This is a genomic window from Lentzea sp. NPDC055074, from assembly GCF_053608005.1.
The window spans coordinates 371,860-393,560 of record NZ_JBSGUQ010000006.1 but is presented as its reverse complement, the minus strand read 5'-3'; the positions used below and the strand labels follow the sequence as shown (position 1 = coordinate 393,560).

At 71.4% G+C, this 21,701-nt stretch carries 19 protein-coding genes; 8 read left to right on the top strand and 11 right to left on the bottom strand.

Translation table 11 applies throughout. The features are described 5' to 3' along the window. Positions 1-27: 27 nt before the first annotated feature. The 4 genes from ACWF7A_RS17675 to ACWF7A_RS17660 all read right to left on the bottom strand — a co-directional run bounded on the left by ACWF7A_RS17675 (position 28) and on the right by ACWF7A_RS17660 (position 6,338). A complete protein-coding gene (locus ACWF7A_RS17675) occupies positions 28-1,479 on the bottom strand; it encodes a glycoside hydrolase family 19 protein (protein WP_452251498.1) in 1,452 nt (483 codons plus the stop codon). 52 nt (positions 1,480-1,531) lie between these two features. Next, the gene (locus ACWF7A_RS17670; protein WP_452251497.1) at positions 1,532-2,410 is read right to left on the bottom strand and encodes a hypothetical protein; all 879 of its coding nucleotides are present in this window, start codon (positions 2,408-2,410) and stop codon (positions 1,532-1,534) included. 119 nt (positions 2,411-2,529) lie between these two features. Continuing rightward, positions 2,530-5,580, bottom strand: coding sequence for an AfsR/SARP family transcriptional regulator (locus ACWF7A_RS17665; protein ID WP_452251496.1), 3,051 nt, complete (start codon positions 5,578-5,580; stop codon positions 2,530-2,532). Between the two features lie 185 nt (positions 5,581-5,765). Further along, positions 5,766-6,338, bottom strand: coding sequence for a TetR/AcrR family transcriptional regulator (locus ACWF7A_RS17660; protein ID WP_452251495.1), 573 nt, complete (start codon positions 6,336-6,338; stop codon positions 5,766-5,768). A gap of 101 nt (positions 6,339-6,439) precedes the next feature. Between ACWF7A_RS17660 and ACWF7A_RS17655 the strand changes: the two genes are divergently transcribed. Continuing rightward, on the top strand, positions 6,440-6,985 hold the full coding sequence (locus ACWF7A_RS17655) for a hypothetical protein (protein ID WP_452251494.1): 546 nt from the start codon (positions 6,440-6,442) through the stop codon (positions 6,983-6,985). 65 nt (positions 6,986-7,050) lie between these two features. Here ACWF7A_RS17655 and ACWF7A_RS17650 read toward each other — a convergent pair whose 3' ends face one another. The 4 genes from ACWF7A_RS17650 to ACWF7A_RS17635 are packed head-to-tail and all read right to left on the bottom strand — an operon-like array spanning position 7,051 to position 10,057. Beyond that, entirely contained in the window at positions 7,051-7,788 is a 738-nt protein-coding gene (locus ACWF7A_RS17650; protein WP_452251493.1) for a zinc ribbon domain-containing protein, read from the bottom strand. Beyond that, the gene (locus ACWF7A_RS17645; RefSeq protein ID WP_452251492.1) at positions 7,785-8,822 is read right to left on the bottom strand and encodes a Nif3-like dinuclear metal center hexameric protein; all 1,038 of its coding nucleotides are present in this window, start codon (positions 8,820-8,822) and stop codon (positions 7,785-7,787) included. Before ACWF7A_RS17645 ends, ACWF7A_RS17650 begins: the two co-directional genes overlap by 4 nt. Next, positions 8,819-9,814, bottom strand: a complete 996-nt coding sequence (gene cobC, locus ACWF7A_RS17640) for an Rv2231c family pyridoxal phosphate-dependent protein CobC (protein WP_452251491.1) — start codon at positions 9,812-9,814, stop codon at positions 8,819-8,821. The genes ACWF7A_RS17645 and cobC overlap by 4 nt, the downstream gene beginning before the upstream one ends. A 36-nt stretch (positions 9,815-9,850) precedes the next feature. Beyond that, a complete protein-coding gene (locus ACWF7A_RS17635) occupies positions 9,851-10,057 on the bottom strand; it encodes a hypothetical protein (protein WP_030472678.1) in 207 nt (68 codons plus the stop codon). A gap of 84 nt (positions 10,058-10,141) precedes the next feature. Here ACWF7A_RS17635 and ACWF7A_RS17630 point away from each other — a divergent pair, with 84 nt between their 5' ends. From ACWF7A_RS17630 to ACWF7A_RS17615, 4 genes are read left to right on the top strand one after another with little or no spacing between them, the layout of a single operon-like run. After that, positions 10,142-10,594 carry a low molecular weight protein-tyrosine-phosphatase gene (locus tag ACWF7A_RS17630; RefSeq protein ID WP_452251490.1) on the top strand — a complete coding sequence of 151 codons (453 nt, stop codon included), beginning with the start codon at positions 10,142-10,144 and terminating at the stop codon, positions 10,592-10,594. Continuing rightward, positions 10,573-11,304 (top strand): fructosamine kinase family protein, encoded by a 732-nt coding sequence (locus ACWF7A_RS17625; RefSeq protein WP_452251489.1) that lies wholly within the window; start codon positions 10,573-10,575, stop codon positions 11,302-11,304. Before ACWF7A_RS17630 ends, ACWF7A_RS17625 begins: the two co-directional genes overlap by 22 nt. Positions 11,305-11,309: 5 nt before the next feature. After that, a complete protein-coding gene (locus ACWF7A_RS17620; protein WP_452251488.1) occupies positions 11,310-11,858 on the top strand; it encodes a DUF1349 domain-containing protein in 549 nt (182 codons plus the stop codon). Positions 11,859-11,862: 4 nt separating this feature from the next. Continuing rightward, a complete protein-coding gene (locus ACWF7A_RS17615; RefSeq protein WP_452251487.1) occupies positions 11,863-12,681 on the top strand; it encodes an SURF1 family cytochrome oxidase biogenesis protein in 819 nt (272 codons plus the stop codon). Here the strand turns inward: ACWF7A_RS17615 and ACWF7A_RS17610 are convergent. Next, positions 12,589-13,521 (bottom strand): cobalamin biosynthesis protein, encoded by a 933-nt coding sequence (locus tag ACWF7A_RS17610; RefSeq protein ID WP_452251486.1) that lies wholly within the window; start codon positions 13,519-13,521, stop codon positions 12,589-12,591. The genes ACWF7A_RS17615 and ACWF7A_RS17610 overlap by 93 nt on opposite strands. 71 nt (positions 13,522-13,592) lie before the next feature. Between ACWF7A_RS17610 and ACWF7A_RS17605 the strand changes: the two genes are divergently transcribed. The 3 genes from ACWF7A_RS17605 to ACWF7A_RS17595 are packed head-to-tail and all read left to right on the top strand — an operon-like array spanning position 13,593 to position 20,328. Next, positions 13,593-15,065, top strand: a complete 1,473-nt coding sequence (locus ACWF7A_RS17605) for a DUF2397 domain-containing protein (RefSeq protein ID WP_452251485.1) — start codon at positions 13,593-13,595, stop codon at positions 15,063-15,065. Next, positions 15,062-16,258, top strand: coding sequence for a TIGR02678 family protein (locus ACWF7A_RS17600; RefSeq protein ID WP_452251484.1), 1,197 nt, complete (start codon positions 15,062-15,064; stop codon positions 16,256-16,258). Before ACWF7A_RS17605 ends, ACWF7A_RS17600 begins: the two co-directional genes overlap by 4 nt. Then, entirely contained in the window at positions 16,255-20,328 is a 4,074-nt protein-coding gene (locus ACWF7A_RS17595) for a TIGR02680 family protein (RefSeq protein ID WP_452251483.1), read from the top strand. Before ACWF7A_RS17600 ends, ACWF7A_RS17595 begins: the two co-directional genes overlap by 4 nt. On the opposite strand, the gene ACWF7A_RS17590 is transcribed toward ACWF7A_RS17595, so the two are convergent. Together ACWF7A_RS17590 and ACWF7A_RS17585 are read right to left on the bottom strand one after the other, a co-directional pair. After that, positions 20,325-21,065: a maleylpyruvate isomerase family mycothiol-dependent enzyme gene (locus tag ACWF7A_RS17590; RefSeq protein ID WP_452251482.1), complete on the bottom strand. Its 741-nt coding sequence runs from the start codon at positions 21,063-21,065 to the stop codon at positions 20,325-20,327. The two genes, ACWF7A_RS17595 and ACWF7A_RS17590, sit on opposite strands and share 4 nt — an antisense overlap. Then, complete coding sequence (locus tag ACWF7A_RS17585) at positions 21,062-21,673, bottom strand: TetR/AcrR family transcriptional regulator (RefSeq protein WP_452251481.1); 612 nt, start codon at positions 21,671-21,673, stop codon at positions 21,062-21,064. Before ACWF7A_RS17585 ends, ACWF7A_RS17590 begins: the two co-directional genes overlap by 4 nt. Positions 21,674-21,701: the final 28 nt, after the last annotated feature.

Sequence of the window (21,701 nt, the reverse complement as noted above, 5' to 3'; positions counted from 1 at the left end):
TCTGAGGGGTGTGCGGAGGAGAGGGCGTCAGCGGCGCAGGCACTTGATGGAGCTCTCGGCGACGGGGAGCGAGCCGCCGTTGAAGTAGGCGAGCGCCTTCTTGTAGGAGGTGCAGCGGTTCTGCGACTCGGTCGGGTCGAGGTCGTAGGAGTAGCCGATCGCCCTGCCCACGCCGCCCATGTCGTACGCGTCCGCGGAGGCGTTGATGTTGCGCGCGACCGTCCAGTACCAGCGCGCGATCTTGGCGCTCCACTCGATCTTCGCCGCGTCCTCGGGGTGGTTCATGAAGTCGTGGCCGAAGTAGTTCGTGATGGCCTGGTAGTTGAAGTCGTTGGTGATCTGGATGAAGCCGCGTCCCTTGTAGACGGCGCCGTTGCCCGCTTCTCCCGCGTTGTAGCGGAAACCGCTCTCGTGCTTGAGAGTCGCGAGGAACGCCGCCTTGCGCGTCGGCGAGGTGATGCCCGCCGCCTCCATCTGCTCGTTGAGACCGGGCAGGCCGGCCGCGACGGTGTCGGTGGCGTAGGCGGAGCCGTAGATGTTCACGACGTCCTGCTGCGACACGTGCTTCCCGCCCTGGCTGGAGGTCGCGGCCGCCAGCCGGAAGCTCTGAGCGCCGCCGTACTGGTTGACCCAGGAGCCGTACAGGCCGCCCTCCTTGACGGTCACCAGGCCGCCGGTGGTCAGCACACCGATGCGGTCACCGGCGATCTGCAGGTCGGCCACGCCCGAGGTCTGGTTCACCCACGGCGCGTAGAGGTTGCCCTCCTTGACGGTCGCGAGGCCGTCGGACGTGACGACGCCGAGCATCGAGCCGGACAGTTCGAGCTTGGCGACGTTGCCGATCTGCTCGACCCAGTTCGACCAGAGGTTGGACTCCTTCACCGCGACGGTGCCGTCGGTGCGCACCACGCCCACCCGGTCGGCGGACAGCTCGATGTCCGCGACCCCGCCGAGCTGGTCGACCCAGGACGAGTACAGCGTGCCTTCCTTGACGGTGGCGAGACCGTTGTCGAGGACGATGCCCACGCGGTTGCCGGACAGCTCGAGGTCCTTCACACCGCTGGTCTGCTCGACCCACGAGGCGTTGAGACCACCCTCCTTGACCGCGAGGGTCGTGTCCTGCCGGATCACGCCGATCCGGTTGCCGGTCAGGCGGAAGTCCTTGACGTTCGTGGCCTGCTCGGTCCAGCCGCTCCAGAGGTTGCCCTCCTTGACGAACAGCTTGTTGTCGGTCGTCAGCACGCCTATGCGGTCACCGGCGACGTCGAACTTCTGGACACCGCCTCCCATCTGCTCGACCCAGCTCGCGTAGAGGGTGCCCTCCTTGACCTGGAGCTTGCCGTCGGCGAGCACGCCGAGCCGGTGGCTGCCGGACGGGAGCTCACCTGCCGAGGCGGTCGAGTGCATGGTGGTGAGAGCGATTCCGGTGACGAGAGTGGCCGCGGTGAGGCGGGCGAGCACGTTCTTGAACGAGCGCATCATCGACTCCTTGACGATTTCTGCGAGGACTGGGAAATGGAGCGGGGAGAATTCACGCGCCCGGCGCGGCGAGACCGATCTGCCGCACGCCGGAGGCCTGCTCGACGGGCGCGCCCTGCACGCCGGTCCTGACCGCGGCGGTGCCGTCGGCGCGGAGCAGACCGACGCGGTCACCGGCCAGGTCGATGGAGGCGATGCCGGCGCCCTGCTCGAACCACGCCCCGAACACGCCGTCCTTCACGACGGCCGACCCGTCGGTGCGCACGACACCGATGCGGTCACCGGCCAGCGAGAGCTGCCGCGCACCGGTGAGCTGCTCGACGAAGGTGCCGGTGAGACCGTCCCTGACGGCGACGGAACCGTCGGTCCGCACGACACCGACGCGGGTGGCGGTCAGCTCGACGTCCTGGACACCGGAAGCCTGCTCGGTCCAGGCGGAGAAGAGGTCACCCTGCTTGACCAGCGCGGTTCCGGCGGTGGTGACAACACCGATCCTGTTGTTCGTCAGCTCGAAGTCGGTGACCCCGGAGATCTGCTCGACGAACGAGCCGGCGAGGCCCTCCTTCACCGCGAGCGAGCCGTCGGCCCGCAGGACGCCGATCCGGTTGCCGGAGAGGCGGAAGTCGCGGACACCGGAGGCCTGGACGGTCCAGGAGGCGCCGAGCGCGCCCTCCTTGACGTGGAGCGTGCCGTTCGCGGTCAGGGCCCCCACCCTGTCGCCGGCGACCTCGAACCTCGTGACGTCGCCGAGCTGGCTCGACCAGGCCGCGAACACGCTGCCCTGCTTGACGGACAGGTGCCCGTCCTGGAGCACCCCGATCCGGTCGGCACCGGCGGGCAGCTCCCCCGCCGAGGCGGCGAGCTGGGTGCCCGCGAGTGCGATTCCGGCGATCAGCGTGGCGGTGGCGATTCGACCGACTGACTTCTTCATGACCCTCACCCTTTACCCCTCGTCATTTCCCCTTGCTGGGGATGAGAGAAGCTTCGCGGCGAGGTCTCAAAGAAACCTGAAGCGGAATCTGAAACCGGCCTGCCGATCTCAAAACCGATCTAAAAGACCTCTAAAACCCGAAGTCCGGGCGCCGGAACGCGCCTGGGCTCCCGCGCCTCGCGGCAGCCGTGCAGCTGGAAGACGCCCAGTGCTTCCGCCCAGGCGCGGTCGGCCGCGGCGGGTTCCCCGAGCCCGTCCAGCACCGCTGCCAGATCGCGCAACGTGCGGGCCCGCCACACCGGCAGGCCGAGCGCGTCCCACCACTGCAGCGCGCGATCGAGGTGCCGGCGCGCGTCCGCGAACCGGCTCGCCGCCAGGTCGAGCTCCCCGAGCGTGCGCAGCACGAGCGCCTGGCCGAACCCGTCCTGCATCTCGTTGCAGGTGTTCAGGCACGCCAGCAGGTCGTCGCGGAGCTCGTCGCCCCTGCCCTGGCGGAGCCGGACCTTCGCGAGCGCCTGCACCGCGTACGCCGAGGCCAGCGGGTTGCCGAGACCGGACAGCACCTCGATCGCCCGCTGCGACCAGTGCGCTGCCTGCTCCAGCCGTCCCGCGGCCCGGTGCACGATGCCGACCGACCGCAGCGCGATGGCCCAGCCGCGCTGGTCGCCGATCTCCTCGTACTCCGCGCAGGCCTGCTCACACGCGGCCAGCCCGGCGTCGAGCTCGCCCTGTTCGGTCAGCACGCGGCCGAGACCGTGCCGTGCCTGGGCGAGCGCGAGCCTGTCCTCCGGCAACCGGAGCTCCGCCAGGACCTGTTCCAGCGACGACCGGGCGGCGGCGAGCTGGCCGTGTTCGCGCTGCACGGTGCTGAGCGCGAGCCGCGTGGTGGCGAGACCGCGCCGATCACCGCTCTGCTCGTAGGCGGTCAACGCCTGCTCGTAGTAGCCGGCCGACTCGTCGAACCGGTCCTGCTCGTAGCGCAGCCAGCCCAGGCCCACCAGCAGACGCGCCTCGCCCAGGCGGTCCCCCGCCCGGCGGGCGGCACCCAGTGCGGCGGTGTGCGTGCGGTACCACTGGCCGAAGAGGTTGCGCACGGAGAAGCGGGATGAGCACAACGTGGCCGCGAGCCGCGTCGCCACGTCGGTCAGGTCGAGCTCGCTCGCCCGTTCGACGATGCCCACCAACCCGTTCTGCTCGGCGTCGAACCACGTCTCGGGGTCGGCGACGATCTCCTCGACCTCGTCCTCGCCGAGGTAGCGGCCGAGCAGACCGGAGCGCTCCGAGTCGAAGGTGGCGTGCGGCATCCGGCTGCCCGCGACCTCGACCAGTCCGAGCCAGCACTCCGCGGTGCGGGACACGGCCGTGCGAATCGTCTCGGCGGTCTCCTCCGCCTCGCCGCGTTCCCGCGCGAAGGCTCGGGTGAGGTCGTGGATCTGGTAGCGCGACGCGTCACTGTCGTCCGATGTGGACAGATCGAGCAACTGCGCGTCGACGAGTCTCTCGACGACGTCCTCGGCGTCCGGCGCCGAACACCCGAGCAGCGGAGCGACGACCCAGCCGCCGAACGACGACAGGTCGAGCAGACCCAGACGCCGCAACGCCATCTGCTCGCGCTCGCTCAGTCCGTCGTAGCTCAGCGCGAGGCTGCCGCGCACCTCCAGGTCACCGATGGACAACTCCTGCAGCACGCGCTGCTGCACGCGCAGGCGGTCGGCAAGGCGGCTGAGCTGCCAGCGCTGACGTGCGGCGAGCCGTGCGCCCGCGATGCGCACGGCGAGCGGCAGACACCCGCACAACCGCACGATCGCCTGTGCCGCGGAGGGTTCCGCCGCCACCCGGCCACCGCCGACGACCCGGTCGAGCAGCTGCACCGCCTCGTCGTCGGCGAGCACGCGGAGGTCGAGATGCGCCGCGCCGTCGAGCGCACTGAGCCGTTCGCGGCTCGTCACGAGCACGGCGGAGGTGTGACCGCCCGGCAGCAACGGCCTGACCTGCTTCTCGTCGGCCACGTCGTCGAGCACGACGAGCACGCGCCGGTCGGCGAGCATCGTGCGGTAGAGCCGGGCCCGTTCGTCCGCCTCGTCGGGGATCGCCGCGTCCGCGACACCGAGCGCGCGCAAGAACCCGGCCAGCACCTCGACCGGCTCCGGCCGCACGGCCCGAGTGCCGCGCAGCGACACGTACAACTGGCCGTCGGGGAACTGGTCTCGCAGGCGGTGGGCGACGTGCATCGCGAGCGTGCTCTTGCCGGAGCCGGGCTTGCCGAAGATCGCGCACTGCCGGGAGCCGGTCGCCTCCTCCGTCAGCCGCCGGGTCAGCGTCGCGACCTCGACGGCACGCCCGGTGAAGTCGGCGATGTCGAACGGCAGCTGGCTCGGCGTCCTGGCGACCGGCGCGGGTTCGTCCGGCACGTCCGGCGACTCCCCTTGCGCCGGAACGGGTTCCGCGTCCGCCCGCAGCACCTGCTCGTGCGCGGCGCGCAGCACCGGGCCCGGCTCGAGACCCAGCTCGTCGAGCAGCGCCCGCCTTCCCTCCTGGTAGCACTCCAGCGCGTCGGCCTGCCGTCCCGCCCTGAGCAGCGCCAGCATCAACTGGGCGCGCAGGCGTTCCCGCAGCGGCTCCTCGGCGACCGCGGTGGTGAGCTCGGCCACGAGTTCGTCGTCGCGGCCCAGCACGAGATCGGCGTCGACGCGGTCCTCCAGCGCGGCCAGCCGGAGTTCGTCGAGGCGCGCGCGTTCGTTGTCCGCCCACGCGCCCTGCGCGCCGCCGAGCGCGGCTCCCCGCCACAGGCCGAGCGCGTTCTCGAAGTGCACGACCGCCTGGGCGAGCCTGTCCTCGGCGCGGGCGCGCCGGGCCGAGGCGATCTCGCGGAGGAAGACCTGCACGTCGATCTGGTCGAACGGCGCTTCGAGCCGGTAGCCACCTCCGGTGCGCACGATCACGTCCGCGCCACCGGCCGCGGCGAGCTTGCGGCGCAACGTCGAGATGTAGGTGTAGATCGCGGCCCTGGCCTGCTCCGGGGGATCCTCACCCCAGACCGCGTCGACCAGCCTCTCCAGCGGGACGACCCTGCTGGCCTGCACGGCGAGCAGTGCGAGCAACGTGCGTGGTTTCGGGCCACCGAGCGGGACGGGTTCCCCCGTTTCCAGAGCTTCGACCGGACCCAGCACGCGGAACTCCATGTACCCCCCAATAGCAGGGCACACCACCGGCACCCGCTCGCACGGGCTTCGGCAGAGGACCCCCCAGATCCCCCAGATCCCGGACGGGACAACACGATCGTGTGCTGTTCGTCCGGCAACGATCGACACTATGAACAGCCCGCAGTGCTGTCAAGCGCGGTCGATCAGACGGATCAGCTGTCCGAGCGCGCCCTGATGAGGCGTTCCACCGCGTCGAGCAGGGTGGCGCCGATCGGGCCTGGGTCCGACAGGCAGCCCGCCGCCATCGCACCGTCGCGCAGCATCACGAAGTGGCGGCCGTCGAGGTCCGCGGGAGTGTCACCGACGCGCGCGAGGAGTGCCGTCACGGTGTCGAGGAACCATTGGCGGTGTACGAGCACTGCCTGGTGCACGGGGTGCGTGGGGTCGGCGTACTCCGCTACGGCGTTGAGGAACGCGCAGCCCCGGAAGCCCTCGATCTGGATGTGGCCGGCGATGCCCTTCGCGACCGCGCGCACGGCGTCCTCGGGGGTCTGTGCCGCCGCCACGCCCGCCTCGACGTTGTCGCGGGTCGCCTTGTCCGCCTCGGCGAGGTAGGCGAGGACCAGGTCCTCCTTGCCCGCGAAGTGGCGGTACATCGTGGCGCGGGTCACCTTCGCCTCGGCGAGGATGCGGTCCACCCCGACGGAGTGCAGGCCCTCGGCGTAGAACAGCCGGCCGGCCGTTCCCAGCAGGCGGTTCCTGGCGTCGGAGACGGTGCGGGTCACGCTGTCGACGGTAGCAGAGAGAACGTTCGGTCTTGACAAGCCGGCGCGACGCTGCCAGCCTCGAAGTAGAAAGAACGTTCTCCCTACCTCAAGGACCTCCCGTGAGCATCGACGCAGCGCCCGCCCCGACCCTGGCCCCCGCCCTCCGCACGCTCTACCTCGTCCGGTTCGGCTTCGCGATCGTGTGGGCGGTGCTGCTGTTCGTCACCGCGACGGAGATCGGGCCGCTCAGCGGCACGCTGCTGGTGCTCTACCCGCTCTTCGACGTGGCGGCGGTCGTCGTCGACAGCCGCACGTCCCGGAAGGGCCGGGCGTCGGTGGCCCTCTACGCCAACATCGCGGTCAGCACGATCGCCGCGGCCGGGCTGGCGTTCGCGGTGACGTCCGGCATCCCGGCGGTGCTGCAGGTGTGGGGTGTCTGGGCCGTCGTGTCCGGTGTGACGCAGCTCGCGGCCGGGATCGTGCGGCGCGGCCTCGGCGGGCAGTGGCCGATGATCCTCAGCGGTGCGATCTCGACGCTCGCGGGCACGTCGTTCTTCCTGCAGGCGGGCGCGCCGGACGCGAACCTGCGCAACCTCGCGGGGTACGCGGCGATCGGTGGCGTGTTCTTCCTCGTGTCGGCGCTGCGCCTCAAGCGCGGCAACTGAAGTAGCGAGAGCACAAGAAAAAGGGGCCGCCCGGCTGGGCAGCCCCTTTTCGCGTTCTCACCGGCTCAGGCCTTCGGCTCCGCGATGCGGACCAGGATCGCGCCGCACTCCTCGCAGCGCACGATCTCGTCGGCCGCCGCCTCCTTCAGCTTCGACACGGCGCCGCGGTCGAGCTCGATTCGGCACGCGCCGCAGCGGCGGGACTGGAACGGCGCGGCGCCGATGCCCCGCTGCTCGCGCTGGCGGTCGTAGAGCTTCAGCAGGTCGTCCGGGAAGCCCTTGGCCATCACCGAACGGTCCGCGGCGCGGCGGGTCTCGGTCGACTCCAGGTCGGCGAGGGCGGTGTCACGACGGCGCGTGGCGTCCTCCAGCGCCTGGCCCGCCTTGTCGAGCTCGACGCGCGCGAACGAGACGTCGGCCTCCACGGCCTCGCGGCGTTCCATCAGCTCCAGCAGGTCGTCCTCGAGGATGCCCTGGCGGCGCTGGATGGTCGCGAGCTCGTGTTCGAGGTCGGTGAGCTGCTTGGAGCCGACCGAACCCGACTGCATCAGCTTGCGGTCGCGCTCGCCGCGGGCCCGCACCTGGTCGATCTCGGTCTCCTGGCGCTTCACGTCGCGGTCCAGGTCGGTCAGGGTCGTCTGGATCGCCACGAGGGCGTCCTGCTTCGTGCGCACCTGCTGCTCGACTGCGGTGATCTCCGCGATCTCCGGCAGCGTGCGGCGGCGGTGGGTGACACGCGCCAGTTCGGCGTCGACCTCGGCGAGGTCGAGCAGCCTGCGCTGCACCGCGGGATCGGCTTTCACTCAAGTCCTCCTGCTGATGTGCTCGCCGCACCGACGGTCCACGGATCGGTCCGGCGAGTGGAGACGAGTACGTCGACCCTACCGCCGAAGGCCTCCCGCAGGATCTCCGCCGCCTGCTCGCACCACGGCCACTCGCTGGCCCAGTGCGCGACGTCCACGAGCGCGGGCCCGCCGGACTCGACGTGCTCGCTGGCCGGGTGGTGCCGCAGGTCGGCCGTGACGTAGGCGTCGACGCCGGCGCGCTTCACCAGTCCGAGGAAGCCGTCCCCCGCTCCGCCGCACACCGCGACGCGCTTGACCAGGCGTTCCGGGTCTCCGGCCGCCCGCACGCCCTGCACGGTGGCGGGCAGGGCTGCGGCCACCCGCTGGGCGAACGCCCGCAACGTCTCGGGTTCCACGAGCTCCCCGATGCGGCCGGCGCCGGTGTCACCCGGCAGGTCGGCGAGCTCGTGCAGTGTGAAGCGCCCTTCGGGGTGGGCCGCACGGAGAGCGTCGACGACCGCGTTGCGGCGAGCGCGCGGCAGGACGACCTCGATGCGCGTCCCCTCGTGCCCGGCCGGCTCCGCACCCGCCTCGGTCAGCGCCTCGAGCACACGCTCCGACTCCTCGACCGGGACGGACGTGGTCAGCACGTCCGACGGCGTGCGCGGGGCGGCTTCGAGCGGACCGGTGACGGTGAGCCCGATGGCCTTCGCGAGCGCGTCCGAGACGCCCGGCAACGCACTGTCGGCGTTGGTGTGCGCGCAGTACAAGGCAGCGCCGTTCCGGATCAGCTTGTGCACCAACGCACCCTTGGGGTCGTCGGCCGCGACGCCGTTGACGCCCTTGAGGAACAGCGGGTGGTGCGCGAGCACGAGCTGCGCGCCCGCCTCGACCGCCTCGTCCACAGTGGACGACGTCGGGTCGACGCAGACCAGGACCCTGCTGACCTCCTCGGCCGGGTCACCGCAGACCAGGCCCACCGCGTCCCACTTCTCGGCGGTCTTCGGCGGATACGCGGACTCCAGGACCGCGATCACGTCGGCGAGCTTCACGCCAGTTCCTCCATCACGACGCGCAACGCGTCCACGAACACCGCGAACTCCTCCGGCGGCCGGATCGCCACGCGCAGGTAGGTGTCATCCAGTCCGGGGAACGTGTCGCAGCGGCGGACCGCGATCCCCTTGTCCCGCAAGGCTTGCCGGGCACCACGAGGTGCCCTGATCAGCAGGAACGGCCCCTTCGGGGCAACGACGACGAGGTCTTGGAGCTGCTCCACCGCATGCGCCGCGTACTCCGAGGCCTCACGGGCGAACCGCGCGGACCGCTCCAGCGCCTCCGGCTCGCAGCACGCCGTGATCGCCTCCAGCGTGAGACTGCCCACGGGCCAGTGCGGACGGCCGTGCGCCAGCCGTCGCAACGTCTCCGGGTCGCCGAGGAGGTAACCGGCGCGCAGGCCCGCGAGACCCCAGGTCTTGGTCAGGCTGCGCAGCACCAGCACGCCGGGATCACCCGCGAGCGACTCGGGCTCGCCGGGGACGGCGTCCATGAACGCCTCGTCGACGACCAGCCTGCCGGGCAACGCCTTCAACGCGGCGGCCTCGTGCAGCACCGAGGTCGGGTTCGTGGGGTTGCCGATCACGATCAGGTCGGCGTCCGACCGGATCTCCCGCAGGCGGAAGTCGCCGTCGAGCAGCACGTGCTCGACCGGGATCCCGGCATCGCGAAAGGCCACCTCGGGCTCGGTGAACCCGGGGTGGACGATCGCGGCACGGCGCGGCGAGAGCTTCGGCAGCAGCGCGAAGCCCTCAGCGGCACCGTTGAGCAGCAGAACCTCGTCGGGAGAGCGGCCGTGACGGCGTGCGACGGCCTCACGAGCGCGATCTTCGGCGAGCTTCGAGGGGTAACGCCCGAGGTCGCCGAGCGCCGCGGCCAACCGTTCGCGCAGCCAATCGGGCGGGTGCGGCACCCGCACGTTGACGGCGAAGTCGGCGAGGCCTGGTGCGGCGTCGACGTCACCGTGGTGGCGCAGATCTGGGCTGGTCATCGCCGGAATCCTAGGCGACGGGCTCAGACAGGCGCGTCACTGCATGTAGCGGCGGAGCTCGGTGAGGTGGCTGATCAGCTCGTCCAGCTGGAAGGCGTCGAGCTGCGCGGACTCACCGGGCGGGGTGCGGAAGCAGACGCGACCCTTCTCGTTGAGGTACACCTCGAACGCGCGACGGCGCCCGAGGGCGTCGGTGCACCCGATGATCTCCCGTTGCGGGGGCACGTCGGTACCTGTCTGCATGGGCGGCCTCCATGTCGTTTGTCCGTACATCTTGCGACAGTGCTTGAGCGTTACCGTGCGGCGGCACCACTTAGGCTGCGTGACATGCACGTCTCGTTCGTCTGCACCGGCAACATCTGCCGGTCCCCCGTGGCAGCGCTCGTGTTCCGAGAATGGCTGTCCCGGGAAGGATTGTCCCATCAGGTGCGGGTGTCCAGTGCCGGAACCGGCGGATGGCACGTCGGCGACCCTGCCGACCCGCGTGCGCTGAAGAGCTTGGCGGACAACGGATATCCCGTCGACCACGTGGCCGCCCAGGTCGGCTCCGAGCACCTCGGCGCGGATCTGCTGGTGGCCCTCGACTCCGGTCACGCCCGCGCGTTGCGCCGGATGGTCGATCCCGACCGCGTGCGACTGCTCCGTTCGTTCGATCCGGACGCCGACGGCGTGGACGTGCCGGACCCGTACTACGGCGACGACGCCGGGTTCGCCGAGGTGCTGGCGATGACGGAGGCGGCGATGCCGGGGTTGGTCGCGTGGGTGCGCGAGCAGCTCTGAGGACGAAGCGCCAGTCACCCCGGGCCACCTCCGCCGAGGCGGCGGGCCTGAGGTGGCTGCGCGTCGACGGCGGCCCACCTGTCCCGCACGTCCACAGCGCGTCGGAGGGCACGCTGGTGATCGACGAGATCCCGGTCGGCGAGCCGAATCTTCAGGCGGCCGTGACCTTCGGACGCCGGCTCGCGCTGATGCACCTCGCGGGCGCCGCGGCGTTCGGCGCGCCACCCGAGGGCGGTCCGCGCGACGCGACCATCGGCATAGCGGCGATGGTGAACGAGCCCGCTCCGGAGTGGCCCGCGTGGTTCGCATCACAACGAATCGAGCCGTACGCGCGGCAAGCGGGCATCGACGTCAGTGAGGTGTGCGCGCACATCACGTCGTTGGCCGGTCCGCCGGAACCACCCGCACGGCTGCACGGCGACCTGTGGAGCGGCAACGTGCTGTGGGGCGCCGACGGTCAGGTGTGGCTCATCGACCCCGCGGCTCACGGCGGCCATCGGGAGAGCGATCTCGCGATGCTCCAGCTCTTCGGCTGCCCGTTCCTCGACCACGTCCTCGGCGCGTACCAGGAGGTGGCGCCCCTGGCCGACGGCTGGCGGGCGCGGGTGCCGTTGCACCAGCTGTTCCCGCTGCTCGTGCACGCCGTGCTGTTCGGCGGCGGCTACCGCGCGCAGGCGTTGAGCGCGGCACGGGCCGCTTTGCGAGGATGAGGATCATGGACGTCACCGGTTGGACCTGGCTCAACGAACCGCGCGAGTGGTCGCCCACCCCGCTGACCGTGCACGCCGACCCCGGCAGCGACTTCTGGCGCCTCACCGGCAACGGCGTGGTCCGCGACAACGGCCACCTCTACGGCATGAACGTCACCGGCGACTTCACCGTCACCGCCACCTTCTCCGGCGAGTACGCGGCGCAGTACGACCAGGCCGGCGTCGGGCTGCTGGTCGACGGTGAGAACTGGATCAAGGCCGGGGTCGAGATGCTGGACGGGAAACCGCAGGCCAGCACGGTCGTCACGCGCGGGTTCTCGGACTGGAACCTGGCGCTCGTGCAGCCGTTCCAACGCTTCACCGTGAGCGCCGAGCGCAAGGGTGACGCGGTGTGGGTGCGGTACGGGCTCGACGGGTCGGAGCCGACGAACCTGCTGCGCCAGGCGTACTTCCCGCCCGACGCGGAGGTCACGGCAGGGATCGTGGTCGCGAGCCCCGAGGGCGAGGGGTTCGTGACCCAGTTCCACGAGGTCCAGCTCACGCAACTACCGTGAGGTCGTGCGGTTCAAGTTCCTCCTCAAGCCGGGCTGGCTGGCGCTGACCCTGGCCGTCTGGGTGTTCGCGGGCTCCTGCGTCTACTTCCTCTCGCCGTGGCAGTTCGGCCGCAACGACGAGCGGCAGCAGCAGAACTCCGCCATCACCAAGTCGCTGAAGAGCGACGCGGCCCCGTTCGGCGCGAAGCACGACGAGTGGCAGAAGGTCGAGATCAAGGGCCGCTACCTGCCGGAACTGGAAGCGCTGGCCCGGCTCCGCACGGTCCAGGGCGAGGCGGCGTTCGAGGTCATCACGCCGTTCGAGACCACCACGGGCCACCGCGTCCTGATCGACCGCGGGTACGTGCGGCCGATCAACGGCATCAAGCCGCCGGAGTTCGCTGCTCCGCCGACGAACGAGGTCACGCTCATCGGGCTCGCCCGGCCCAACGAGTCGAACGACCAGCCCGCGTTCGACCAGGACGGCCGCAAGCAGATCTACTCGATCAACAACAACGCGGTCGGGCCGGGCATCGAGCCCGGCTACTACCAGCTGATCGAGAAGCAGCCCGGCGCGCTCGACACGCTGCCGTTGCCGCGGCTCGAGTCCGGGCCGTTCTTCTCCTACGCGCTGCAGTGGATCGCGTTCGGCGTGATGGCGGTCGGCGGCTGGCTGTACTTCACGATCCGCGAGGCACGGCCGGGCGGCGTGCTCTACGAGGGCCGCACGAAGAAGAAGTCGATCGCCGAGCTACTTGCGGAAGAGGGCGATGACGGCGCTGAGGAACCCCGCGCCGAAGCCGACGACGCGGGACAGCTCCACGGCACGCGTCACGTGCCCTGAGTCCGGGCTGCGGCCGTGGCCGAGCACCGGGCGTTCCTCCACGCCGTGCGAGTAGACGGTGCGGCCGCCGAGGCGGATCTCCAACGCTCCGGCGAAGGCGGCCTCCACCTGGCCCGCGTTGGGCGACGGGTGCGCTGCCGCGTCACGGCGCCAGGTCTCGAGGGCCTGCGAGGCGGAGCCGCCGACCACCGGTGCGCCGCCGACCGTGAGCAGTGCGGCGAGGCGTGACGGCACCAGGTTCAGCAGGTCGTCCAGGCGGGCGGAGGCCCAGCCGAACTTCAGGTACCGCGGCGACTTGTGGCCGACCATCGCGTCCAGGGTGTTGGCCGCGCGATAGCCCAGGAGGCCGGGCACACCGGCGACGGCGCCCCAGAACAACGGGGCCACGACGGCGTCCGAGGTGTTCTCGGCCACGGACTCCACGGTCGCCCGCGCCAGGCCCGTGGTGTCGAGGCGGGCCGCGTCACGGCCGCACAGGTTGGGCAACCGCGAACGAGCGGCATCCAGGTCGCCGTCCGCGAGTTCGCGGCCCATCGACGTGCCCTCGGTGGCCAGCGAGTTCCCGCCGAGCACCACCCACGTCGCCACGCCCGTCGCCAGCGCCTGCGTCAGCCAGTGCTTGCGGGTCAGGCGCTCCACGGCGACGCCGGCGGCCACGGTCCCGCCGACGAGCACGGCCGTGTAGGCCACACCGGCGGCCTCGGAGTTCGCGTGCAGACGCTTTTCGAGGGCCGCGGCGGACGACCCGAATGCCGCTACCGGGTGAAATCGGCGTGGATCACCGAACACCGCGTCCGCCGCCACGCCCAGCAACAACCCCAACGCGCGCCCCGCGCCCATGTCATCTCCCCAGCTCGTCGAAGGCACGGTAGCGCCGCATCGGACGGGCGCGCGCATTAGGGTGGCCGGTCGTGGAGCACAAGCGGCTGAAGTTGTACGCCTATCTGGACGCGCGCGACCATCAGCGCACGTACCTGGCGATCATGCGGCTGTTCACCTCCACGCTGCTCGCCGACCTGTCCGCGGGAGAGGTCGCCGGAGCGCTGGCGGGGCAGGAGCGCGAGGGCCGGGTCGAGCAGGGCGAGAGCCGCATCGAGAACGTCATCAACCGCCTCAAGCAGCTGGTCGAGTGGGGCAACCTGGTGCAGGGACGGCGCGAGGTCGTCGCGGCCAGCATCGCCGAGTTCCAGCACGGCAGCGTCCGCTACCAGGTCTCCAAGCTCGCCGTCCGCGTCCAGCGCGACGTCGACGAGCTGCTGCGGGTCCCCGAGGGCGCCCGCGAGGTCTCCCGCGAGCTGCTCCCCGCCATCGAACGCGGCCTCAACGAGCTGGGCGGGTCGCTGAGCGTCGCCCTGCTCAACGAGGGCGACAAGACCAAGGAGCTGCTGGCCGAACGCGTCACCACGCTGTTCCTGCAGCACGCCGAGCTCGCGGCGACGGTCCGCGACTTCTACGCCTACCTCGGCCAGGTCGTCACGCGGAACCACCTCGCGCCCGAGGAGATCGCGGGCTTCCGGAACCTGCTGGTCGAGTACATCCAGCGGGTCGTCGAGGACGTCCTCAAGTTCACGCCCCCGATCGCGACGGCCCTCGCCGGGCTCACCAAGGCCCGCACCGAGCTCCTGCGCCTCCTCGGCACCGACCTCGGCCAGAACGTCGAACGCGCCCGCGGTCGCACGCCCGAGGACTGGCAGGAGCTGACGGACTGGTTCGTCGACCGCCCAGGCCGTCCGTCGCAGGTCACGGCGCTCCGTGAGGCCACGGCCCGTGCCATCGGCAGCCTCCTGGCGAGCGTGAAGCGCGCGACGTCCGGTGGCGGGCTCCTCCCCGGCCGCCGTGCCGAACTGCTGAAGCTCGCGCGCTGGTTCGACAGCTCGACCCGCGAGGAGGCGCACGAGATCTACGCCTCCGCGTTCGGTCTCTACAGCGCGCGGCACCTCTCCCCCGCTCCCGAGCACGACTCGGACAACGAGCGCACTGCATGGCGCGACGGCCCGGTCTGCGACGTCACGGTGAGCGTCCGGACCCGAGGCGACCGGGGTGGCCGCGGCAGGCCGTCGAGGATCCTCGACGACCCGATGACCGAGCAGTCGCTGCTGGCGGAGGCCCGGGAGGCGGACGAGATCCGCGCGCGGCACGTCGCCGAGCTGACGAAGGCCGCCGGGAACCTGGAGAACACGACGCTCACGCACGGCGCGTTGGAGGTCTTCTGCGAGCTGCTGACGCTCGCGATGGCCCAGCGCGACTCCCCCAACGACAGCGGATCGGCCAGCGACCCCGTGCGCGGCCTCAAACTCGAGATCGCCCACGGCACGACTACCCAGATCAGGTCGGCCGCCGGGACGCTCACCCTGCACGACGCGACGGTGGCACTGAAGCGATGAACCACTTGGACAACCTCTCCGACATCGACGCCGCCAACGTGGTGCGGTGCGCGCGAACGTTGCTGCGCAGGCCCTTGCTGCGTTCCGACGGCCCGGACGGTGAGCTGCTGAGCCTCGTCTACCGGCACCGCGCGACGCTGCAGGACCTGTTCGCGGGCCTGCTCGGCTACCGGCTCGTCGTGGAACGCCGGTTCGCGCGCCTCTACAAGTCCGGTCCCGGCAACGACGACACCCGCGGCGTTCTCAGCATGTCCCCGCGCGGTTACGCGTACCTGGCCCTCACGCTCGCGGTGCTGACCGGTGTCGGCCGCCAGACCCTGCTGTCCCGGCTCGTAGCCGACATCCGTTCCGCCGCGGCCGAAGCCGGCATCGACGCACCCGACGACATCTCCGAACGGCGTGCGCTCACCGCCGCGCTCCGGCACCTCGTCTCCCTCGGCGTGCTGCACGAGACCGAAGGCTCGGTCGCGCAGGACGTGCTGCCCCAGGAGGCGCTGATCACGATCGACACCGACCTGCTCGGCCAGCTCGTCACGGGCCCGGTCGGCGAGGCGCAGGACCCGGCCCACCTCGTCGAGCTGGCCGCGCGCCCCGGTCCGCGCGGCGTCGAGCACGCCGTGCGGCGCCGCCTCGTCGAGACGCCGCTGGTGCTCTACGCGGACCTGCCGGACGAACAGGCGGACTGGCTGCGCCGCAACCAGCGCAAGGAGACGGCGTTGCTGGAGCAGGCCTTCGGCCTGCACACCGAGTGCCGGGTCGAGGGCGTGCTCGCCGCCGACCCCGAGGACTTCCTGACCGACCTGTCGTTCCCCGGTGTCTCGACCGTCGCGCGGATCACGCTGCTGGCTCTGCCAGACTTGATCGACAGCGAGGACGAGGACGCGCCGGCCAGGTACGTCGTCACACCCGAACGCCTGCGCGAGGTCTGCGCCGGGCTGGTCGAGGACTACCCCGCGGCGTGGTCGAAGCAGTTCACCGACGACCTGGACAGGTTGGTCGCCGAGGTGACGGAACTGTTGCGCCGCATGGGGTTGGCGGCCAGGACCGAAGACGGCGCGTGGTCGGTCAGCGCGGCCGCGCACCGCTGGCTGCCGTCCCCCGACGGCGACCCGGAACGAGAACAACCATCCGAACCCGTTGTGGTGCAAGAAGTACCGAGCTGGTCCCTGTTCGACGAGGAGAACGCTTCATGAGCAGGTGGCGGCTGCACCGCGGCGGCGTGGTCAACATCTGGCAGTACACCGAGCAGACGTTCGACTTCTCCGGTGGCCGCGCGATCTTCCAGGGCACCAACGGTTCCGGCAAGTCCCGCACGCTCGAGCTGCTGCTGCCGCTGTGCCTCGACGGCGACCTGCGCCAGGTCGGTTCCAAGGGTTTCGACACGGTCAGCCTGCGGCGCCTCATGCTGGACGACTACGACGGCGGCCCGAACCGCATCGGCTACACCTGGGTCGAGCTGATCCGCGAGGCCGCCGACCACAGCGGCAACGAGTACCTGACGTGCGGTCTGGGCGTGAAGGCGTCGAAGACCTCGCAGGCCATCACGGACTCGTGGCGGTTCGTCACGCCGATGCGCGTGGGCACGGAACTGCAGCTCGCGGGCGCCGAACGCGTGCCGCACGGCCCGGCCCAGCTGCGGGACCTCATCGGCGCGGACTGCATGTTCGAGGAGCCGGCGTTCCGCGCGAAGATCGCCGAGACCGTCTACGGCGTGCCCGCGGCGCGGTACGGCGACCTGCTGCACCTGCAGCGGACGCTGCGCAACCCGGACGTCGGCCTGAAGGTGCTGGAGGGCCAGCTCGAACAGATCCTCAGCGACGCGCTGCCGCCGCTGGACCAGGCGATGGTCGAGCAGCTCGCGACGTCGTTCGATGACCTGGAGTCGATCCGCGAGAACATCGTGCGACTGTCCTCCGCGGACAGTGCGCTGGGCACGTTCCTCAAGACCTACAGCGACTACGCGTTCGGCGGGCTTCGAAGCGCCTCCGAACGGCTGGAGTCCGCCGAGAAGTCCGTGACGAAGCTGCGGCGCGAGCAGTCGAAGCTCGCGCAGGAGCTGGACCTCACGCGGATGGAGCGGGCGGCGTCCGAGCAGGCGCTGACCGACATGGAGACCGGCGAGCAGCAGGCCGAGGAGACCATCGCGGCGCTGAAGGAGCTGCCGGCGTTCCGCGATCTCCAGGACCTGAAGACCCGCGAGAACCTGGTGGCGGAGAAGCGTTCCTCCGCGGTCGCCGCTCTAGAGACGGCCCACCGCCAGCGCGCCCAGGAGGACGCGGCCGTCGACGCCGTGCTGCGGCTGCTCAAGCGCCTCGCGGAGGACCTCCAGGCGGCCGACGCGCTGAGCGACCCGTTGCGGGAGAACCTGCGTCTCGCGGGCATGGACCCGGACCTCGCGCCGGACGTCCCGCAGGTCCCGGCCGCCGAGGCCACGGTGACCACGGCGTCCGTGCGCGCCAAGCCGGACCCCGAGGCCGGGCCGCTGCCGATCGAGCGCCGCGTGCCGCCCGCCGCCGCGACCGAGGACGTGCTGACCGCGCTGACGTCGGTGATCGACCAGACCTCCGGCATCGCTTCCCTCGCGCGCCAGCGGGGTGCGCTGGCACTGGCCCTGCACGAGCAGGCGCTGGCGCTGGACTCGCAGCAGCGCGAGGTGGAGTCGTTGCGGCAGAAGGCCCGCGACGCTCAGCTCGGCGCGACCGAGTCGACGTCGATGCGCAACCAGGAGATGCAGGAGCTGGCCGAGGTCGTGCAGGCCTGGCTGGAGCAGGTCGAGGTGTGGACGTCGAGCGGCCCGCTGCTCGACGAACGCCCCGACGAGGCGTTGAGGCTGCCGCAGACCGCGGACCCGGCCGCCGCCAAGGCGTTGGGCACCACCGCCCGCGAGTGGGCCGGGCCGCTCGTGCAGACGGCCCGCGACGCCGCGCACGCGTTCACCCAGCAGCGCGCCGACCTGCGCACCAGGCTCGACGCGCTGGACGAGGAGCTCGTCGGCCTGCGTTCGGGCAACGAGCGCGTGCCGGTGCCGGGTCAGTACACGTCGGCCGACCGCGACACCGCCGTCGGCGCGCCCTTCTACCGCCTGGTCGACTTCGTGCCGGTGCTGACCGACGACGAACGCGCGGGGCTCGAGGCGGCGTTGCAGGCCAGCGGGTTGCTCGACGCCTGGGTGACCCCGGGCGACGCCGACCTGAGCGACGTCCTGGCCGTCCCGAGGCCCGCGGTCGACGGCCGGACGCTGGCCGACTACCTGGTGCCCGCGGTCGAGGGCTCGCCGGTGCCGGAGGCGTTCGTCGCCGACCTGCTCAAGGCCGTGTCGCTGGACGACATGACGACGACCGGCGACTGGCGCACCGGTGTGCTGACGGGCCGCTGGACCAAGCCCGAGGCCGAGTTCATCGGCGCGGGCGCACGGGAAGCCGCCCGTGGCCGCCGGATCGGTGCCCTGGAAGAGGAACTGGCCGAGCTGCGCGACCGGCTCGGCTCCGCCGAGGACGAGCTGGCCCGCGCCCACGAGCACGTCGCCACGTGGGAGGCGCACCTCGCGGCGTTCCCCGGCGACGGTGAGCTGATCGCGAAGCACAGCCGCGTCCAGGCCGCCGAGGAGTCGGCCGCGCGGTCGCAGCAGCGGACGTTCGAACTGCGGGAAGCCCTGGAGGACGCCAACTCCCGGCTGGAGGCGGCCCGCAGCGAGCTGACCCGGCAGGCGGGCGACGCCGACCTGTCGTCCGACACCGAGGCGCTGCGCCAGGCCCAGGCGGCCGCGGCGGAGGCCCGGCGGACCGCCGAGCTGCTCGGGGACGCCGTCAAGAGGCGTTGTCAGGGCACGATCTCCGACCTCACCGACGCCTCGCACCGCTACCACGAGGCCGTCGCCGACCGGCAGACCGCGGAGGCCGACGCCGACACCCGCTGCGTCGACCACGCGGCCCAGGCCGGGACGCTGGCCGAGCTGACCGACGCGGTCGGCGGGGAGGCCAAGGAGATCAGCGAGCAGCTCACGTCGCTGGAGAGGTCGCGCAAGAAGATGCGCGAGGACCTGAAGGGCGTGCGCGAGAGCATCACGACCGCGCGTGAGCAGGCGGCGAAGCTGGAAGCGTTGCTGGAGACCAACTCCACGCAGGTGACGGAGTCCGAGGAGGCGCTGGGCCGCGCGACGGCGAACTTCACCGCGACGGTCCGCGCGCCGGGCCTGGTCGTGGCGGCGTTCCCGGACATGGCCGAGGACGCCGCGAGGCAGGAGGGTGCGCAGCCCACGGGTGCCGCCCTGGAGACCACCGTCCGCCAGGCGATCGCGGAGACCCCGGACCGCCGCGGCGGCACCGAGGCGACCGTGATCGCGAAGCTGCAGGCGTTGCAGACGTCGCTCGCGGGCAGCCACGACATCGCCGCCGAACAGCACGCGGGCCTGCTCACCGTCACCGTGACCGGTGAGGAGGGCGCGAAGCCCGTCGCCGTCGCCGCCCGCCAGGTGACGACGAGGCTGGCCGAGCAGCGCGGGTTCCTCGACGAGCAGTACCAGGGGATCTTCGCCGACTACCTGATCCGCGACCTGGCCGAGTGGCTGCGCGGTCAGATCACCGTCGCCGAGGACCTGACCAAGCGCATGAACGAGGTGCTCGGCCAGGCCCGGTCGAGCCAGGGCGTGCACGTCAAGCTGGCCTGGAAGTCGTCGAGCGCGCTGGACGACGCCACGCGGCAAGCGCTTGCGCTGGTACGGCTGCCGTTCGGCGAACGCACACCCGAGCAGGACGCGACGCTGCGGCGCGTCTTCACCGAGCGGATCGAGAACGAGCGCGACACGCACTCCGGTGGCTACGCCGAGATCCTGTCGCGGGCGCTCGACTACCGGACGTGGCACCAGTTCACGGTGACCGTCGCGGACACGGGCCCGGACGGCAACCCGCGCGAACGGCGGCTCAAGCAGCTGTCGTCCGGCGAGACCCGGCTGATCTCGTACGTGACGCTGTTCGCGGCCGCGGCGAGCTTCTACGACGCGGTCAGCGACGAGTTCGACCCGCTGCGCCTGGTGCTGCTCGACGAGGCCTTCGAACGCCTCGACGACCCGACCATCGCGCGCATGCTGGGACTGCTGGTCGACCTCGACATGGACTGGGTGATCACCTGGCCGTCCGGGTGGGGCGTGTCGGACAAGATCCCGCGCATGCACATCTTCGACGTGCTGCGGCCGAAGAACGGCCGGGGCGTCGCGTGCACGCAGACCACGTGGGACGGCGCGGCGCTGGACCGGATCGACCCCTAGAACGGCACCTCGGTGTCCAGCGGGGCGGTCCCCCGGCCGGCGAGCGCGCGGCAGAACTCGACCGCGTCGAGCTCCAGCTCCGGACCGCTCTCGCCCCAGACGCCACCCGCGGGCCCGGTCAGCCGCAACCTGACCGGGCGGCCGAGCCGTTCGAGCCACTCCCGCACGACGTCGTCGACCAGCACGCCGTCGTGCTCGGCCGTCAGCACCATGGGCGCGCCGGTGGCCCGGGCGATGTCGGTGCGGTGCATCCACGGGTCGCGGGTCATGATCACGTCGGACAGGAACCCGAGCGTCCACGTCTCCTGGCGCCCGTTGACCGTCTGCGCCGCCGGCATCTTCTGCCTGCGCACGAACCACGGCATGCGCCGGCGCGTCCTCACGGCCTTCGGCGCCACCTCGGCGTAGCGGGCGGCGATGGTGGCGGCGGGCATGTCCGCCCGCTCGAACACCTGCAGGTCCGTCAGCTCGTCGATGAACACTCCGCCGCGCGCCTGGGCGGCCTTGACCTGCCGCATGCTCTCGCGGATCGACGCGGACATCTCGGCCATCCCGAGCAGGTGCGCGGCCATCTCGCGGACGTCCCAGGCGGGGCAGTCCGTGGGGGCGCCCCAGTCCTGTTCGGACAGACCGGCGAGCAGTGCGGCGACGCGGTCGTACTCGGTCTTGGCCAGCCGCAACGCGACGTCGCGGTCGAGTGCGGACGTGCGGGGTCTGGTGGCGAGGGCGGCGGTCATCTGGAACTCCTCAGGGACGGGCCGGGCAGGCCGATGTCGTCGGCGAACATGTCGATCACGCGCGGCAGCTGGCGCAGCCACCGGTCCCCGCCGGGCTCGTTCGCGAGCTGCCGGTCGAGCAGGCCACCGCACAGAGCGAGGAACAGGTCGACGTCCGCCGTGTCGGTGACGCCGAGGCCGCGCATGGTCTCGTGCAGCAGGCCGATGACCTCGACCGACGGCGCGTAGGCGGCCTCGGAGGGCGTGAAGCCGGGGATGGCGTGCTGGTTGAGCAGCTGGTAGCGGGCGGGGTCGGCGAGCGAGAACGCGAAGAAGTGCTCGGCGATCGCGAGCACCGCCTCCCGTGGCGCCGCGGGCAGCCGGCGTTCCCGCATCTCGGCGAGGTAGAGGGTCCAGCCCTGCCCGAACATCGCGTCGTAGATGGCGTTCTTCGAGTCGAAGTGCGAGTACAGCGACGGCGACCGCATGCCGATCATGGCCGCGACCTCGCGCAACGTCACCGCACCCAGCCCGTCGCGGCGCGCTATCTCCCACGCGGCGTCGACGATCTCCCGGCGAGTCGCCTCACGCCGTTCGGCTTGCCTATCACGATTAGGCAGAACGCTCATGGTTAGGTACGGTCCGCTCACGGCGTCG